Annotated in this window: 14 protein-coding genes; 7 read left to right on the top strand and 7 right to left on the bottom strand. The window is 50.8% G+C overall.

The window, feature by feature from the left end:
* Positions 1 to 250: 250 nt before the first annotated feature.
* The 7 genes from EDM59_RS19400 to EDM59_RS19430 all read left to right on the top strand — a co-directional run bounded on the left by EDM59_RS19400 (position 251) and on the right by EDM59_RS19430 (position 7,918).
* The gene (locus tag EDM59_RS19400; protein WP_122925125.1) at positions 251 to 1,411 is read left to right on the top strand and encodes an aminotransferase A; all 1,161 of its coding nucleotides are present in this window, start codon (positions 251 to 253) and stop codon (positions 1,409 to 1,411) included.
* A 19-nt stretch (positions 1,412 to 1,430) separates the two neighbouring features.
* A complete protein-coding gene (locus tag EDM59_RS19405) occupies positions 1,431 to 1,631 on the top strand; it encodes a DUF3311 domain-containing protein (RefSeq protein ID WP_122925126.1) in 201 nt (66 codons plus the stop codon).
* A complete protein-coding gene (locus tag EDM59_RS19410; RefSeq protein WP_122925127.1) occupies positions 1,628 to 3,082 on the top strand; it encodes a sodium:solute symporter family protein in 1,455 nt (484 codons plus the stop codon). Before EDM59_RS19405 ends, EDM59_RS19410 begins: the two co-directional genes overlap by 4 nt.
* A gap of 133 nt (positions 3,083 to 3,215) precedes the next feature.
* Positions 3,216 to 4,331, top strand: a complete 1,116-nt coding sequence (locus EDM59_RS19415) for a M20 metallopeptidase family protein (RefSeq protein WP_122925128.1) — start codon at positions 3,216 to 3,218, stop codon at positions 4,329 to 4,331.
* 132 nt (positions 4,332 to 4,463) lie between these two features.
* Positions 4,464 to 5,783, top strand: a complete 1,320-nt coding sequence (locus EDM59_RS19420) for a spore germination protein (RefSeq protein WP_183192957.1) — start codon at positions 4,464 to 4,466, stop codon at positions 5,781 to 5,783.
* 3 nt (positions 5,784 to 5,786) lie between these two features.
* Positions 5,787 to 6,851, top strand: a complete 1,065-nt coding sequence (locus EDM59_RS19425) for a GerAB/ArcD/ProY family transporter (RefSeq protein ID WP_122925130.1) — start codon at positions 5,787 to 5,789, stop codon at positions 6,849 to 6,851.
* The gene (locus tag EDM59_RS19430) at positions 6,848 to 7,918 is read left to right on the top strand and encodes a Ger(x)C family spore germination protein (protein ID WP_122925131.1); all 1,071 of its coding nucleotides are present in this window, start codon (positions 6,848 to 6,850) and stop codon (positions 7,916 to 7,918) included. Before EDM59_RS19425 ends, EDM59_RS19430 begins: the two co-directional genes overlap by 4 nt.
* Positions 7,919 to 7,981: 63 nt before the next feature.
* Here EDM59_RS19430 and EDM59_RS19435 read toward each other — a convergent pair whose 3' ends face one another.
* The 7 genes from EDM59_RS19435 to EDM59_RS19465 all read right to left on the bottom strand — a co-directional run bounded on the left by EDM59_RS19435 (position 7,982) and on the right by EDM59_RS19465 (position 16,006).
* Entirely contained in the window at positions 7,982 to 8,536 is a 555-nt protein-coding gene (locus EDM59_RS19435) for a cupin domain-containing protein (RefSeq protein WP_122925132.1), read from the bottom strand.
* A 152-nt stretch (positions 8,537 to 8,688) separates the two neighbouring features.
* A complete protein-coding gene (locus EDM59_RS19440) occupies positions 8,689 to 10,446 on the bottom strand; it encodes an LVIVD repeat-containing protein (protein WP_122925133.1) in 1,758 nt (585 codons plus the stop codon).
* 58 nt (positions 10,447 to 10,504) lie between these two features.
* On the bottom strand, positions 10,505 to 11,935 hold the full coding sequence (locus EDM59_RS19445) for an amino acid permease (RefSeq protein ID WP_122925134.1): 1,431 nt from the start codon (positions 11,933 to 11,935) through the stop codon (positions 10,505 to 10,507).
* Between the two features lie 25 nt (positions 11,936 to 11,960).
* Positions 11,961 to 13,244, bottom strand: coding sequence for a kynureninase (gene kynU, locus EDM59_RS19450; protein WP_122925135.1), 1,284 nt, complete (start codon positions 13,242 to 13,244; stop codon positions 11,961 to 11,963).
* A 37-nt stretch (positions 13,245 to 13,281) separates the two neighbouring features.
* Positions 13,282 to 14,088 (bottom strand): 2-keto-4-pentenoate hydratase, encoded by an 807-nt coding sequence (locus tag EDM59_RS19455; protein WP_425456005.1) that lies wholly within the window; start codon positions 14,086 to 14,088, stop codon positions 13,282 to 13,284.
* A gap of 3 nt (positions 14,089 to 14,091) precedes the next feature.
* Positions 14,092 to 15,120: a 4-hydroxy-2-oxovalerate aldolase gene (gene dmpG, locus EDM59_RS19460; protein WP_122925136.1), complete on the bottom strand. Its 1,029-nt coding sequence runs from the start codon at positions 15,118 to 15,120 to the stop codon at positions 14,092 to 14,094.
* Positions 15,101 to 16,006, bottom strand: a complete 906-nt coding sequence (locus EDM59_RS19465) for an acetaldehyde dehydrogenase (acetylating) (protein WP_122925137.1) — start codon at positions 16,004 to 16,006, stop codon at positions 15,101 to 15,103. The genes dmpG and EDM59_RS19465 overlap by 20 nt, the downstream gene beginning before the upstream one ends.
* Positions 16,007 to 16,015: the final 9 nt, after the last annotated feature.

The raw sequence follows: 16,015 nt of genomic DNA on the forward strand, positions 1-16,015 counted from the left end.
TATTTGAAACAAAGGTACAAATATGAGTCGAAATCGATTCGATTCACCCTGCTAGAAACAGAGGAAACGGGTGGAAAAGCGTCATTTTCGCGTTTTTTGAGTCGAATCCGATTCATTGAATTGATTAGTACAACACTCGCTCCCCCTCTCTTGCCTGAAAAGCCTGATTCTAGCAGGATTTTTGCTTTGGCACAGGGCTTGCTATAGAAGCTATACACGTTCATTTACAACCAGAGGGAGAGGATTACCGTTGCTTCATCTAATCAACAAGCACGTACGCGAAATCGAAATATCCGGGATTCGGAAAGTGGCCAATATCGTAGCGAACGACCCGAGCATCGTGAACTTTACAATCGGTCAGCCCGATTTTGCCACTCCGGAGCCCATCATTCAGGCGGGGATCCGGTCCCTACAGGAGAAAAAAACAGGGTATACGCACAATGCAGGGCTGCTTGATTTGCGTAAAGCGATCGCAAGCTTTGTGGACCGCAAATATGGGCTGCATTACGAGCCCGACGGCGAGATTCTCGTGACAGTTGGCGCGAGTGAAGCACTCGATATTGCCTTTCGCACCATTCTGGATGAAGGCAGTGAAGTTATTTTGCCAGCCCCGGTGTATCCAGCCTATGAACCGCTGATCAGGCTATGCGGTGCCGTACCTGTTTTTATCGATACCCGAGAGAGTGGCTTCAAGCTCAATGCGGAGATGATCCGCGCAAAATTAACGGACAAAACCCGCTGTGTCCTGCTTCCCTATCCGTCCAATCCATGCGGAGCGATTCTGAAAGAAGACGAGCTGCAGGACATTGCCTCTCTTTTACGCGAGAAGGATGTTTTCATTCTTTCAGATGAGATCTACAGTGAATTGACGTATGGAACTGCCCACCGATCGATTGCCTCCTTTCCCGGCATGAGGGAAAAAACCATCGTCATCAACGGTCTATCCAAATCCCATGCGATGACTGGCTGGAGAGTCGGCTTTATTCTCACCCCCAAATACCTTCTGGAGGAAATGATCAAAATCCATGTGTACAACACAGTGTGTGCGACCTCTGCCAGCCAGTATGCTTCCCTGGCGGCGCTCAAAACGGATTTGCCGGAAGCGGACAGGATGATCGAGGAATACCAAAAAAGAAGAGATTATGTCTACGACAGGGTCACTTCCATGGGGCTGCCGGTCGAGCGGCCAGATGGATCGTTCTATGCATTCCCTTCCATCGAGAAAACGGGAATGAGCTCGGAGGAATTTACCCACAAAATGATCCGGGAAGCAAAAGTTGCCGTCATTCCCGGCAGCGCTTTCTCCACCTATGGAGAAGGATATATCCGGATTTCCTATGCCAACTCGATGGACAACCTGAAAGAAGGCTTGGACCGAATGGAGCAATTTTTAGCAAAAATGAACGTATAAGAAAATCGGAGGTGCCTCGATGAAATGGTATAACTGGCTTGCCATCATCCCGTTCTTGGGATTTCTCGGCGGATTGGGATTCGCCAACCGTATGGAACCGTTTGTGCTGGGTCTTCCCTTTCTGCCATTTTGGATCGTGCTGTGGGTCGTCCTATCCTCGCTGATTCTTTCTGTGATTTATACATTCCACTACGCCAAGGATGAGGAGGAAAACCAATGAATGCATCTATTTTTGTCATTCTCGGCTTTCTATTGATCAGCATTTATTGGGCCGTTGGCGCCAGCAAAGGCCAGCAAAAGAGCATTGAGCAATGGGCCTTGGGCGGCAGGGGCATGGGAACCATCATTACGTTCTTCCTGCTCGCAGGAGAATTTTTCACCACGTTCTCCCTGACAGGGTTGATCGGTCTTGGGTACAACAGCGGTGTCTCCGCCATGTATTTCATGACCTATATTACGCTAGGCTGCGTGGTCGGATTTTGGCTCCTGCCCGCCATCCGCCGCTACGGCTCCAAGCACAATCTCATTTCTCAATCCGACTTCTATGCGAAAAAATACGACAGTCCCCTGCTCGGAAGATTGGTTACATTCGTTGGGGTCGTCTCCATGATTCCGCTGATGATCATTTCGTTAAAAGGCTTAGGCATTCTCGTATCTGTCGCTTCGTACGGTAGTATTAGCCCTACCATGGCGATCTGGATCGGCACCATTGCCGTTGTCATCTATACCATGCTGTCAGGCTTGCACGGTTCATCCCGGGTTGCGTTGATCAAGGACGTACTGACGTTTGGGATTCTGGTGTTCCTCGGCATCTATCTTCCCTACCACTATCACGGCGGGATCGCCTCCATGCTGCAAAGTGTCAGCTCGGTCAAACCCCAGCTTCTCACTTTGCCGGGAGCTGGCATGAGTGTGACCTGGTTTATCTCTACTGTTGTACTAAGCACCGTGGGCTTCTTCATGTGGCCGAATGCGTTTTTGTCTACCTTCTCTGCCAAAAGCGACAAGGCGCTCCGCAGAAACTCCATGATGCTGCCTCTGTATTCACTGATGCAGCTGTTCTCCATCATGGTCGCTTTTACGGCTGTGCTGAGCATTCCTGGATTAAAAGGGGCGGAGGGTGATCTGGGCTTGATCAAGCTTGCTTTGCAAACCTTCGATCCGTGGTTTGTCGGATTGATCGGCGCTGCCGGATTGCTAGGCGCCCTGGTGCCTTGCTCCGTTCTTTTGATCGCCTCCTCTTCGATGTTGACGAAAAACGTCTACGCGTCCTTTGCGCCAGCTTCCTCTGATCTGCAGCTTGCCAAGGTGGCAAAGGGGATTACACTGCTTCTAGCTCTTGTCGTCCTGTACTTTACGCTAAATGCCGGCAGCGCTCTCATCACGTTCTATTTGATGAGCTACAACTTCATCACGCAATTGGCACCCGCACTGTTTTTCAGCTTGTTGAAGAACAACTTCGTCACGCGGCAGGGGGCCATCTCCGGAATGGTTGTCGGCCTATTGCTGGCCATCTATGTAGGCATGACCAATATGACAACGGCTGCACTCTTTCCAGCCATGCCTTCGTTCATTCAAGACATCAACATCGGCCTGCTCATTCTCATCGTGAATCTTATTACGATGTTGATTGTCAGCTCGGTTACCAAGCCAAAGGACGTCGCGATTTGAGAGGAGAAGAAGATTTTAGGAGATCACAGCGAAATAGTAGAGGTCTCTACCGAAACAGTAACGGCACGAATCTTATTTGAGGGGAGCATCGCCTTTCGCGATCTTCCTCTACTACAAAGGAGGCAGGCTTACGATGGAAAAGAAAAATTGGGAGTTAGCCGTGCAGCTGCGTCATGAATTGCACCAGCATCCGGAGGTTTCGAATCACGAGGTATGGACCAAGCAGCATTTAATCGATTTTCTAAAAACGCACACCCGTCTGGAAATTGTGGATCGAGGAAGATGGTTTTATGCGATCTATCGCGCAGGGGAAGGAAAGCCAAACATCGCCTTCCGCGCCGATTTTGACGCGCTGCCGATGGAGGAAGGAATCGATCTCCCCCATGCATCCATGATTCCGGGAGTCTCTCACAAATGCGGACACGATGGCCACTCCGCTACGCTGGCCGGATTTGCTCTGGAGGTCGACCAAAAGGGGGCGGACAAAAACATCTACTTCCTTTTCCAGCACGCAGAAGAAACGGGTGACGGCGCTGCCGAATGCGCTGTATTTATCGAGGAACATCACATCGAAGAAATCTTTGCCTACCATAACATGAGTGGCATGCCGCACAACTCGGTGAACGTGATCGATGGCACCGCCCATTGTGCGTCCAAAGGAATGACGATCCATATGGAGGGCTCCCCTGCTCATGCCAGTCAACCCGAAACGGGGAAAAATCCTTCTTTTGCAATCGCCAAGGTGATCGATGCGATCCCCGAGCTCATCTCGCCCAAGAATAATGAGGGCTTGGTTCTCTGCACGGTTGTTCAGGTCCATATCGGGGAACGGGCATTCGGCATCGCGGCAAGCAAAGGCGACCTGCTCTTGACCATCCGAGCGCTCTACGAGGCAGAGCTGGATAAGCTGCAGCAAAACCTGGAGACCCTGGCTCAGGCGCAAGCCGAAATCTACGGTCTGAAGGTCAGCTTCTCTTACAACGACGTATTCCCGGAAACCGTCAATCACAAGGAAAGCTCCGACAAAATCAGAAGAGTCGTAAAGGAAAAAGGACTCACACTCGTGGAAATGAAAGAAGCCTTCCGCGGTTCGGAAGACTACGGACATTATACAAAGCTGACAAAAGGGGCCATGTGCTATATCGGAAACGGGGAAGATTATCCGCACGTCCATACGTACGAGTACGATTTCCGAGACGATATTATGGAGACGGCAGTAGAGGTTTTTAAAGGACTAGCTACCGTGTAGTTTCGTCTGTCTGTTACTACAATCTTTGTATATCCCCTGTCCACGGATGGGGGTTTTTTGCTGGAAAAGAATACATATATTTTCTCGTCCTTCGGGAAAGCTATTTCTAAATTATCTCAAATGGAGATTCTCATGGATAATCGTGAAATACGGGATCATCACCTCATCCGTCAATTCGAAAACAACGCTGACTTTAAAAGGGAGTATTCGGAGATGTGTGGTGTGGAGGTCCTCATCTGCTATTTAGACAGCTTAGTGGACACCGCCGCTTCCGTAGAGCTCAAAAAACTAATGAGAGAGCTGAACGTATCTCCTGACTCCTGGAAGCCACTGGATGCGAAGATCAATGTCGGGATCGATCAGCTGGAGAATGCCATTTTAACAGGGCATTTGGTCATTCTTCATGCAACGGGGAGCCTCGTGCTCAAACCCAAAATGCGGCAGCTGGAACGCTCGGTCACAAGTCCAGAAAGTGAAACCTCTATTCAAGGTTCTTCCGATGCGTTTACGGAGAGCGTCCTGTCCAACATCGGAATTCTGCGAAAGCATCTGCGGTCATCACGCCTACACATACAAGAGATGGACATGGGAGAAATATCGCGGCGAAAAATCGCTGTTTGCTATCTCCCGGGTACTCCAAGCGAGTCCATCGCCAAACGAATTCTCGCGTTATTATCCGCTCGAAAGAATCGGGAGATAAACAGCGTTCAGGATTTAGCAAAAGCTTTAGGACAACGTTATTGGAGTCCAGTACCTTTATTTTTCACATCGGAGCTGCCCGAAGATACTTCTACTCTCTTGTTGAAAGGACGAGTTGTTTTACTTCTGGATCAGCTGCCTTTCGCACTGGTCACTCCGACGATCATATCGGATTTATGGACCGTTGACTCCGACAAAAACATGTCGCAAAGCATTGTTGTGACGCTGTGTACCTTGCGAATCATCGGCATCCTCATTTCCTTGCTTGTCCCTGGATTGTACGTCGCGCTTGTCAGCGTCAATCCAGAGCTGTTTCGAATCGAAATGGCTTTATCCGTAGCCATGAGCAGAGAAGGCGTACCTTATCCCGCCATTATCGAAATGATATTGATGCTGATCGTCATCGAAATGATTGTATCCGCCAGCATTCGTCTCCCCAAAACAGTAGGTCCCACCATTACCATGGTAGGTGGGATTATCTTGGGTCAAGCCGCTGTTCAGGCGCAGATCGTGAGCAACCTGCTCCTGATTGTCCTGTCCGCGACCGTGATTTCCAATTATACCTTTGTCGGAACGCAGAACGCCCTGATGATTCGTCTGTTCAAATATTGCAACGTCCTGCTAGGATCGATATTTGGTGTTCTAGGAATCCTTGCAGGCTTAGTCGGCACTCTCTTTTATTTTGCCAGCATTACCTCATTTCAAGTTCCATTTTTAGGCTTTGGAATGAGAGCAGAAGGGACTGATGAGTAAAAAATGAGATTGTCGGTAGTTTTCATCGCGATTCATCTCAGTTTAATTTTTTACTTATACCCTAGTGATATGATAGGAGTCTCCCATTTTGGGCACTGGCTTTATATTATTACCGGCTTCTTGTTCGAGTTTCTGCTCCTGTTCCTTTACCTATCTGGCCTCTCTGCTTTTCCCAAAGAAGACATCATCAGTATCGTAAAAAAATGCGGTCTTTGGTGGGCTAGGCTGCTTTTGCTCCCTCTCCTCGCCTATTTTTTCATGAGCTTTGTCTTACTAAACCGCAGTCACGCCGAACTATTAACCATCATCTTCTTGCCGACAACACCGATCTGGGCCATACTGCTTCTCTTATTCATCATCCCCCTATTTGTTTCCATCCATGGCCATCGAACGATTCTGCGCGGCTCCTTTGCCTTGATGATCACCATCTTGCCGCTCATCTTATTCTCTTTGTTTTCTTGCTTTCAAAATATCAACATCCATTTCTTCTTTCCCATAGAACCCATGCCCACGTTTTGGTATGACGAGCATTTTTTAAATAGCTTGTTAGCTCATTCTCCCTTTTTAAGTTTAGGTATTTTCTCGAGATACTTGAGCTTTGCCGTCTCCAAGACACGGAAATACATCTACGCAGCGATGCTGTTTTTGCTTCCCTTTTACTTGCTCGCCGTCTATATCCCCATACTGACATTTGCTCCCGATACAGCCCAGAAGCTGCGCTATCCGATTCCGGTCGCACTGGATACCGTGAATGTGGAGTGGCTTTTTTTCGATCGGATCACTATGTTTTATGTGGTCTCAACTGTCTCATTCATTTATGTGTATACGTCCGTTTTGGTTTGGATCATGTCCACTCTCACTGTAAATTTATACACTTCCGTCTCCCGCACAAAAATATGCTGGGGGATTATTGGGATCGCTTATTTCATTTGTATTTTGGTGCCTGATTGGGAAACCATTGATTGGCTCATTTCCTTGGATACGCCCTTACGCTTGTACTGCCTTATCTTCATCCCGCTGCTCATTTATGGAATTGGCTTATATTACAGGAGGCGCGCTCTCACATGAAGCGATTTACATTGGTTTTCCTGAGCCTGCTCCTTGTTTTTCCACTCACAGGATGCTGGGACGCAAAATCGATTGATAAGCGCTTGCTTCCTGCCATCATGGGTGTGGAGCTTGACAAGGATAAAAAAACCTACATTGTGAGCCTGCGAATTCCCGATCCTCAAAGCAAGGATTTTCATACCGTACATGCCAAATCCAAAACGATAAGCGATGCCCTGGATCATATTCGCATGAATGAAGAGCGCAGTATCGATGTTTTGCATCTCACCCTCATCATCGTAAGTGAAGAGCTCGCGAAAAAAGGGATTGAGGAGTTAATTCAATATGCCATTCGATCGCGTGAGATTAAATCAAAAGCCCTTCTTGCCGTTGCCAAAGGAGACATCTACAAGTTACTGCAAAGCAGAAAGAATTTACGGAAAGAAAAAGGAATTGAAATGCTCGATTTATTTAGCCCCAATGCAGGCTGGACACCCAATGTTTCGCTGAACTACATATGGGAAGCTTACCGAGATATTCAAGCAAGCACGGTAGATATGGCTGTCCCTCTACTCAAGGAAGGCACAGAGACCCTTTTTGAAATGGAAGGCTCAGCCATCTTCCACAACGATAAGCAGGTCGGCACGATCTCAACAGACGAAACCTTTTTATATAATCTATTTCGGGATCGATTTACCAGCGGAATCGTCGAAATTACCCCCTCCGCTAGTCTTGAAATTGTCGATGCAAAAGTAAGTCATCGAACATCCTGGGTCTCGGATCGACCTAAAATATTCAGCACCTTACATCTGAAAGCGATTGTCGTGGAGGCGGACGAGAAAACCAGATTGAACACCAACATCTTGAAGCTGGAGCTGGAGAAGCTCCTGGAAGATCGCTTTCAAAAGCTTTTTGGCACAGCACGCAGTAAAAAGGCGGACATTTTCATGACGGGTGTCATTTTCCGCAGCAAGCTCGCACCCGATCAGGTTGATTTATGGGAAGACCAGCTGTATGAAAAGCTGATCATGGATTTAAAGACGGATGTCATTATTCGAAACACAGGGAATGTACGTTTAGGACAGTAAATAGCAAAGGACGGAAGACAAAAAAGCACCCTACCCGGGGTGCTAGCAAAGGAAACAGGCAACTTACGTATGGTTTCTTTCTGAAGCCAAAGCAATGGCCTTCGTTTCATGAACGGTGCCAAAGGGATGCTCAGGCGGTGCATAGATCGCGTACACTTTCAGCGGGGTATAACCCGTATTGATTACATTATGCCAAGTACCTGCTGGAATCATAATGGCATCGTCGTCACAGACGCTTTGTTCAAAATCTACTTGCTCTTTACGAGCCCCCATTTGCACAAGCCCTTGCCCTTCTTCAATGCGTATGAATTGATCCGTCTCGGGATGGACTTCTAAGCCGATGTCATCTCCAACATCGATACTCATGAGTGTGACCTGCAGATGCTTTCCGGTCCACAAAGCAGTGCGGTACGTATTATTTTGTAGAGTGGCCCGGTTTATATTCACGACTGCTGGCTGTGGCCCATAATCTCTTAATACAAGACTTCCGCTGTAAGAACTCTGGCTATAGCTCCCATAGGAATAGGGTGGACCCCAATGGTAGCTCCAGCTACTCGGGCTCCAGCTGCTGGGCATCAGATGATACCACGGGTAGTGATAATGGATAGGTCGATACATGTCTAAGCTCCTTTCTTCATACCTTGCACGTCTTTATCCTATGCATCTGCCTAGAAGAAGGTAAACGATTTGGGCACGAGTCCAGTAGCAAAAAAGACGGACCCGACATGTGTCAGATCCGCCTGAAAAGACTCTATGAATATCCATGCTCCCTATTTTGTCTGTGCCAATCCACTTTTCGGCTCGCCTAGCAGAGGCGTGGACAGAACGTAGATGCCGTGGTTGGAGAACGCCCACACCAGGTTGCGGTCCCATTCTACGAAAATGGAGTGGACGGGGTTGGAGTGCTCACTCGTTTCAAACCCGCTGCCATCGTTGCTCAAGTATTCCCCAGACATCTTTGGCACGAAGTAAGCACCGATTGTCGGTTTTTTCGGGTCTTTCAGATCAAAAATTTGCACGCCTGCATTGTAGAATGCATATGGCATCACCTGCTGGTTTGGTGTGCCTGGCTGGATCGCCGCATAACCGCTGCGCTTTGGACCGAAGCTGCCACGGCGTTGGCAGTAGTCTTTAAACGGCGCATTTTCTGGCGGAGTCGGTCTTGGCAGAACCGATGCAATCTTCGGATGGAGCGGATCGCGCACATCGATCGCGTAGATGTCTTTGTAAGGCTCATGGCAATCTTCTCCCAGCGGATAGCCGCTGTAGTACACCATGCCTGTCGTCTCGACCTTGGTCACGTCGATGTTGTCGCCTTCCGTACCGCTTACACTCATGGGCATGTCGATGTGGGAGACGGCTTTCATATTGGCTGGATCCGTAATGTCTACGACCCAGAAGCCAAAACCGCCCATAGCGGCATAGCCGTACTTTCCGCCCTCTTCCACCGATTTTGGAATGAACAGCGGCATTCTCGCTCCCATCCACGTCGTTTTGTTGCCTGCTCGTGGATTTTTGTTGTACTCTTTTTCCTCCCCTTTGCGCTGCCCTGGCACCCACCAGGTAGACAATCGCTTGGGTTTGGCCGGATCCGAAATATCAAAGGCCATTTGTCCTGCGGAGTACAAATAGCTCTTGTACTCGGTATTGGAGAAGCTATCGTCAGGCGCACCTGCAATAAACAAGTATTTGCCGCCATCGTACACAGGGACATCGAGTCCGCCCGAGCCTTGCTGAACTGCATCTGTTGCTTTTGCCTTTGGATCGAGCGCTGTTTCGGAGAGCAGCTTCCAATCGGTCCACAGCGGGCTCGTCACTTCATAGATGCGGAAGCCGCGAAGCATCTTGCGGTTTTTGATCGCCTCGATTTCTTCCGGATTCGTGTACTTGTTGGACAAAACACCATAACGCGGCACTTCGTAGACCTGTACGGCGATCATTTTCCCCAGTTCCTTGTTGTACTTCACATTGAACGGTCCAAATTGATGCTCGACTTTGGTATCAAACTCTTTGTAGGCGATGCGCTTCGTGTTTCGAGGATCGGTAATATCAAACACGTTGTACATGGTTGTTTCATAGTCGTACAAATAGCGGCGGCCTTGCCAGTCAAAGGTTGCCTGCCAGCTGTGGCCCCAGCCCGCTACGTACGGATAGAACGCTTCTACCTTCATGTTTTTGATGTACTGATTTTGATCCAGGTACGGCAGGCTTCCGTTGAAAGGCTGCGGTCCTTCGTTGTCCGGTGTCGCTTTTGGATGCGTAAAGGTACCCGTTTTTACATCGTACCCCCACGCTCCCGGTGCAGGTTCTTTCGGCTCTCCCGGCAGCAGCTTGTGCGCCTCCGTAGAATACGGTGCGGGTGCATCAGGGGCATTCACGTTCAGACCAGTACGCGGCGCCACGAATACGTCCTGCTGCTTGGCTGTCTCTGTACTTGCACTCACGTCGGACAGCGGAAATAATGCGCTTAGGGCCAGCGTGCTTGCGAGCAACGTCCCTACCAGTCGTTGTCTCTTCTCTTTTTTCATCGACTCGATCCCTCCAAACATTCGATTTCAAACCTATTTGTGCAGATAATCTGGTTGCTTATGAGGTGAGGTCTTTGTTGTTGCTGCTTTGCTTGGCTGAGGCTTCGTAGGCGGCTGGGTTTGCCTTTTTCCAGATGAAGTAGGCAATGGTGATCAGAAGAAGCAGAGGGAAGCCCATGGTCAGCGTGTCTTTAAACTCCGGCTGGAACCACGTGGAGAGAACCACAGCGGCCAAAAGGACTGCCCCGAAGATGGTCATGTACGGATAGCCGATCATGCGGACAGGAAGCCTGCGACCGCCCATCGCCTCCCATTTGCGGCGGAAAAACAGATGCGTGACGAATACCATAAACCAGGCGAACATCGCACCAAAGCTGGACAAGGAGATCATGACGACAAACGATTTGTCAGGAGCAACGATATTGATATAGGAAGCAATCGCGATCCCGATCGTCGACAATGCAAGCGCTTTCACCGGAACGCCCTTTTTACTCAGCTCCCCGAGTTTGGCAGGAGCGAAGCCTGCACGAGAGAGCGAGAAGACCATCCGTGTGGAGATGTACAGCTGGCTGTTCATAGCGGATAGGGCTGCTGTCAAAACGACGAAGTTCATGATGCCCGCTGCACCCGGAATGTTCATGATTTCAAAGACTTTGACGAACGGGCTTGCATCGCCGCCAGCGGATTTCCAAGGAACAACCATGAGCATCAGGGCAAGCGTGATGATGTAGAACAGGACCAACCGCACAACAGCGGATTTCAACGCCATCGGAACCGCTTTTTCCGGCTCTTTGGCTTCACCGGCACTGACTGCGATCATTTCAATACTCAAATAGCTGAACAGCGAGATGAAAATGGCAATCCACATGCCCCATAGACCGTTCGGGAAGAAACCACCGTTATTGGTGAAATTCTGAGCGCCGATCTCCGGATTGCTGCTTCCAAATACAACGAAGGCTCCAAATACGATAAACAGGATGATAGCGGCTACCTTGATCATGGAGAACCAGTACTCGACACTGCCGAACAGATTGACGCTAGTTGCATTGACATAGATCAGAACAGCGGAGAAAATCGCGATCCACACCAGTCCTGGCACATCGGGGAACCAATACTTCATGTAGACGGACATCGCCGATACTTCCGTCCCGATGGCACACACGAGGCTAAACCAGTACGCATACCGGACAGCAAAGCCAGCCCAGGGATTGATATAACGCTCTGCGTGGGCACCGAAAGAGCCCGTCGTCGGATGTGCGATGGTCATCTCCGCCAAGCAGCCCATGAGAAGCAGCGCAATTACAGCTCCGATCAAATAGCTGACAATGACGCTAGGGCCGGCGAAGCCGATGGCCATGCCGCTGCCGAGAAACAATCCCGTACCGATGGCTCCCCCGATGGCGATCATAGCGAGCTGACGCGTGGTTAACCCACGGTGCAGCCCTTTTTCCCTTTCCATAATGTCTTGAAAATCGTTTTTGCCTGACATCGCAATACCCCCTTTGAAATGGCGCTTAGGCGACGACCCCGCGCTTGTTTTCGAATTTTTCGTACGTCCTCGCAAGCATGATGGACTTTAGAATTTGCACGCTCTCCCAAACTTCCTCATACGTCGTGTAAAACGCTACAGGGGCCAGACGAAGGATGTTGGGGGCACGGAAATCCGGGATAATTCCTGCTTCCTTCAGTGCACGGGAAATGCGAACGGCCTCTTCATGCTCCAGGCTGACGTGGCCTCCACGGCGCTCATCCTCCACCGGGTTGGCTAGGGAAAATCCCATCCCTGCAAGCTCGCTCTCGATCAAATCCATCAGGTAGCGAGTCATCTTGAGCGACTTTTCCCGAAGCTTTTCTACAGTTACCTCCTGGAACATCTCCAGTGAACCGATCAGCGGTGCGACGCTAAAAATGTGTGGCGTTCCCGTCTGGTAGGCGCCCGCTGTTTCGCAGACGGTCAGGGTAAGCTCCATGTCAAACTGCTTATCTTTTTTGGAGCTGTACCATCCAGCCAAGCCTGGAAGTGTACCAAAATGCTTGCGATTGACGTAAATGCTGCCGACGCCGCCTGGCCCTGCATTGACGTATTTGTAGTTGCACCAGTAGGCAAAATCCACCTCCCACTTGCTGAATTCGTGCGGAATGGCTCCTACAGAGTGACATCCGTCAAAGCCGATCAGGATGCCTTTTTCATGCGCTGCCCTCGTCAATCTCTCGATGTCGAGCAGCTGACCGCTGCGGTAAAGTACGGTCGGCAGGACAATCAGTGCGACTTCCTCTGTCATCGCAGCGATGATATCCTCCTCCTCGATCATGCGCCCGTCTCTCGAGGAAACCAGGATCAAGTGCTCATCGGGATTGAGACCTTTTAGCCTGATTTGGCTTTGCAGGGCGTAAATATCTGTAGGAAAGTCCAGATCGGTGGCAATGATCTTGGTCTTTTTCCCTTCCGGCCGATAAAAGGTAGCTGCCACTTGATGCAGATTGATCGTCGTCGAACCTGTCACGATCACTTCCTCCGGGTCCGCACCTACGAGTGGCGCGCTCATTTGCCCCAGCTTCTCCGACAGGAAGAACCATGGATGCTTCCCTTTCGTCCATCCTTCGATACCTAGCTGCTTCCAGGAATCAACCAGGTCTTGCAGCGTCTGCTCTGCACGTTTGGACATTAAGCCGAGAGAATTGCCATCCATATAAATGCTAGGCAGCAAATAAAATTCGTCGCGGTAGCTGGCAAGCGGATCGTTTGCGTCCAGCTGCTGCGCGTAGTCTCTGGTGAGAGGAATAGGCGTTGTTGACATGGTTTGTTACCTCCTTGCATCCTTTGTGCGTCTTTTGCTAGATTTCATTTCTACTCGATTGGCAGCCGAAGGAGACACTTCCCATGCCATCCACGCTGACCTGGATGACATCTCCCGGCTGGAACAACACTGCTTCAGTGAGAGCTCCACTCAAAATGATCTGCCCTTTTTTCAAGCCGCTTCCTTGTTCGCCAAGCTTGTTGACTGCCCATGCCACTGACGCCGCGGGATGCCCGAGTACAGCCGCTCCCGAGCCCGTGGTTTGAATGACGCCGTTTATGGTCATGACCACTCCAGCGAGAGCCAAATCGAGTGACCCTGGAGCCACCCACCGGCTCCCGACCACGAAGGCTGCCGAGGAGCAGTTGTCTGCTACGACATCCGGCAAGGTAAAGCGGAAGTTTTCGTAACGGCTGTCGATGATTTCGATAGCAGGTGCGACATAGCGAGTAGCCCGCAATACGTCTTTTGCCGTGACATTCGTTCCCTGAAGATCCTCGCCCATCAGAAAAGCGATTTCCGGCTCTGCCTTTGGGTGAATAAAACGTTCGTGGGCAATCGTTTCCCATTCCGTCGCCAGCATCCCATCGGTCAAATACCCGTAGATGGCCTCGTGCACGCCCATCATTTGCTGCTTGGCCCTGCTGGTCAGCCCCAGCTTCAATCCGATGCAGCGCTCCCCTGCCTGTTCTTTTTTGGCGATCAGCTGCCTTTGAATCTCGTACGCATCCTCGATTGTCATATCCGGGTAGCGCTGCGTTATTTTCTCGATTTCGCGGCGATCCCGCTCAGCTGCGAGCAGCCATTCTACCAGGTCTTGCTTTGTTTCCGTTGTCATCGCCACCTGTCACACCCCCGCTCTTTGGATCTGCGCCCATTCTTGCGCGACATCGATGATCAAATCTTCCTGCCCGCCGACTGCCTTGCGACGACCTACCTCGAGAAGAATGTCACGCGGATCGATGCCAAAGCGTTTTCCGGCGCGCTCGGCATGCAGCAGAAAGCTCGAGTACACCCCGGCATAGCCCAAAACCAGACTACCTTTGTTGATTTCCTGTGCGTGCGGCAGGATCGGTCCGACGATGTCCTCCGCGAGATCCATCATTTTGTACAGATCGATTCCCACTTCGATACCCAGCCGCTGCAGCACGGCGATTAATACCTCTGTCTGTGCATTGCCTGCGCCCGCTCCCAGACAACGTACGCTGCCATCTATTCGCGTCGCACCTTCCTCGATGGCGACAAGCGTATTGGCGATGGCGAGGGACAAGTTGTTATGTGCGTGAAATCCGATTTCAATATCGAGAGAATCGCGCAAAGCACGTATTCGCTCACGAACCCCCTCTGGCAAAAGCGCACCAGCGGAATCCGTCACATAGACCGCCTGTGCCCCGTAGCTCTCCATCCGCTTCGCCTGCTCCACCAGCTTGTCGACCGGGGCCGAGTGAGCCATCATCAAAAACCCGCAGGCTTCCATCCCCAGCTCTCTCGCCAAATGAATGTGCTGCGCAGATACATCTGCCTCCGTCACATGCGTCGCTACCCGCACGAGGCTGGCCCCCAGCTTGTTTGCCTGCTTCAGCTCGTGGACCGTACCTACTCCCGGAATGAGGAGAACCGCGACCTTCGCCTGCTTGCAGGCAGCGACGGCCGCTTCGATCAATGCCATTTCGTTGACCAGCGAACGCCCGTACTGAATCGTCGATCCACCCAGACCATCCCCGTGGCTGACTTCGATATAGTGAACGCCCGCTTCATCGAGCCCTTGGGCGATTTTTTGCACCTGCTCTACCGTGAACTGATGGGCCACAACATGGCTGCCATCCCGCAAGCAGACCTCTGTCACTTTGATCGGTTTATCGCTTCTCCGTTCCAAGGCGCACTCCCCTCCCCGCCAAAAGATGACGCGCGATTTCTTCCCCAACGCGTACGGCCGCTGCCGTCATGATGTCCAGGTTGCCAGCATAGGGCGGGAAATAATCGCCGGCTCCCTCCACCTCGAGAAAAACGGTTACCCGCTTTTCCTCGAACAGGGGCTCCTGCTTCAAACGATATCCCGGAACGTACCTGCGAACCTGCTCCACCATCTCATAAATGGATGCACGGATCGCCGCTTCGTCCATGCTTTTCACCTCGCAATAGACGGTATCTCTCATCAGAATGGGTGGCTCTGCGGGATTCAGGATGATCAGGGCTTTTCCTTGATCGGCTCCCCCCACCAGCTCCAGGCCGCGGCGAGTCGTCAACGTAAACTCATCGATATTGGCACGTGTCCCTGGTCCTGCACTTTTACTGGCAATCGTCGTCACAATCTCTGCATAGCTCACGTTCGCTACCCGATTGATTGCATGTACGATCGGGATGGTCGCCTGCCCCCCGCACGTGATGAGGTTGACGTTTGCTACCGCTTGCTCGATCTGTTCATTTAGATTGACGGCCGGACATACAAACGGACCTCGTGCAGCTGGTGTCAAATCAATCGCGACTACGCCTAGCTCCTGCAGGATTTTGGCGTGCCGCACATGGGCTTTGGCTGAGGTGGCGTCAAAGACGATCTCTGCCAGCCCCGGATTTTCGGCCATAGCCTCTATCCCGTTTGAAAAGACCGGATACCCTCTCTCCCTCGCCCTCTGCAAGCCGTCGGACTCAGGATCAATCCCGATTACTGCTGCGATTTCGATCTGTTCGCTTCGCTCCAGCTTATACATCAGGTCTGTTCCGATGTTGCCTGATCCCAGGATGGCTGCCTTCACTTTGCTCATAGGAAATCT

It is taken from the genome of Brevibacillus nitrificans, from assembly GCF_003710965.1.
Taxonomy (GTDB): domain Bacteria; phylum Bacillota; class Bacilli; order Brevibacillales; family Brevibacillaceae; genus Brevibacillus; species Brevibacillus centrosporus.

Coding starts and splice junctions, on each gene's coding strand:
- EDM59_RS19405 (WP_122925126.1), top strand. CDS start 1,431: ATGAAATGGTATAACTGGCTTGCCATCATCCCGTTCTTGGGATTTCTC.
- EDM59_RS19410 (WP_122925127.1), top strand. CDS start 1,628: ATGAATGCATCTATTTTTGTCATTCTCGGCTTTCTATTGATCAGCATT.
- EDM59_RS19415 (WP_122925128.1), top strand. CDS start 3,216: ATGGAAAAGAAAAATTGGGAGTTAGCCGTGCAGCTGCGTCATGAATTG.
- EDM59_RS19420 (WP_183192957.1), top strand. CDS start 4,464: ATGGATAATCGTGAAATACGGGATCATCACCTCATCCGTCAATTCGAA.
- EDM59_RS19425 (WP_122925130.1), top strand. CDS start 5,787: ATGAGATTGTCGGTAGTTTTCATCGCGATTCATCTCAGTTTAATTTTT.
- EDM59_RS19430 (WP_122925131.1), top strand. CDS start 6,848: ATGAAGCGATTTACATTGGTTTTCCTGAGCCTGCTCCTTGTTTTTCCA.
- EDM59_RS19435 (WP_122925132.1), bottom strand. CDS start 8,536: ATGTATCGACCTATCCATTATCACTACCCGTGGTATCATCTGATGCCC.
- EDM59_RS19440 (WP_122925133.1), bottom strand. CDS start 10,446: ATGAAAAAAGAGAAGAGACAACGACTGGTAGGGACGTTGCTCGCAAGC.
- EDM59_RS19445 (WP_122925134.1), bottom strand. CDS start 11,935: ATGTCAGGCAAAAACGATTTTCAAGACATTATGGAAAGGGAAAAAGGG.
- kynU (WP_122925135.1), bottom strand. CDS start 13,244: ATGTCAACAACGCCTATTCCTCTCACCAGAGACTACGCGCAGCAGCTG.
- EDM59_RS19465 (WP_122925137.1), bottom strand. CDS start 16,006: ATGAGCAAAGTGAAGGCAGCCATCCTGGGATCAGGCAACATCGGAACA.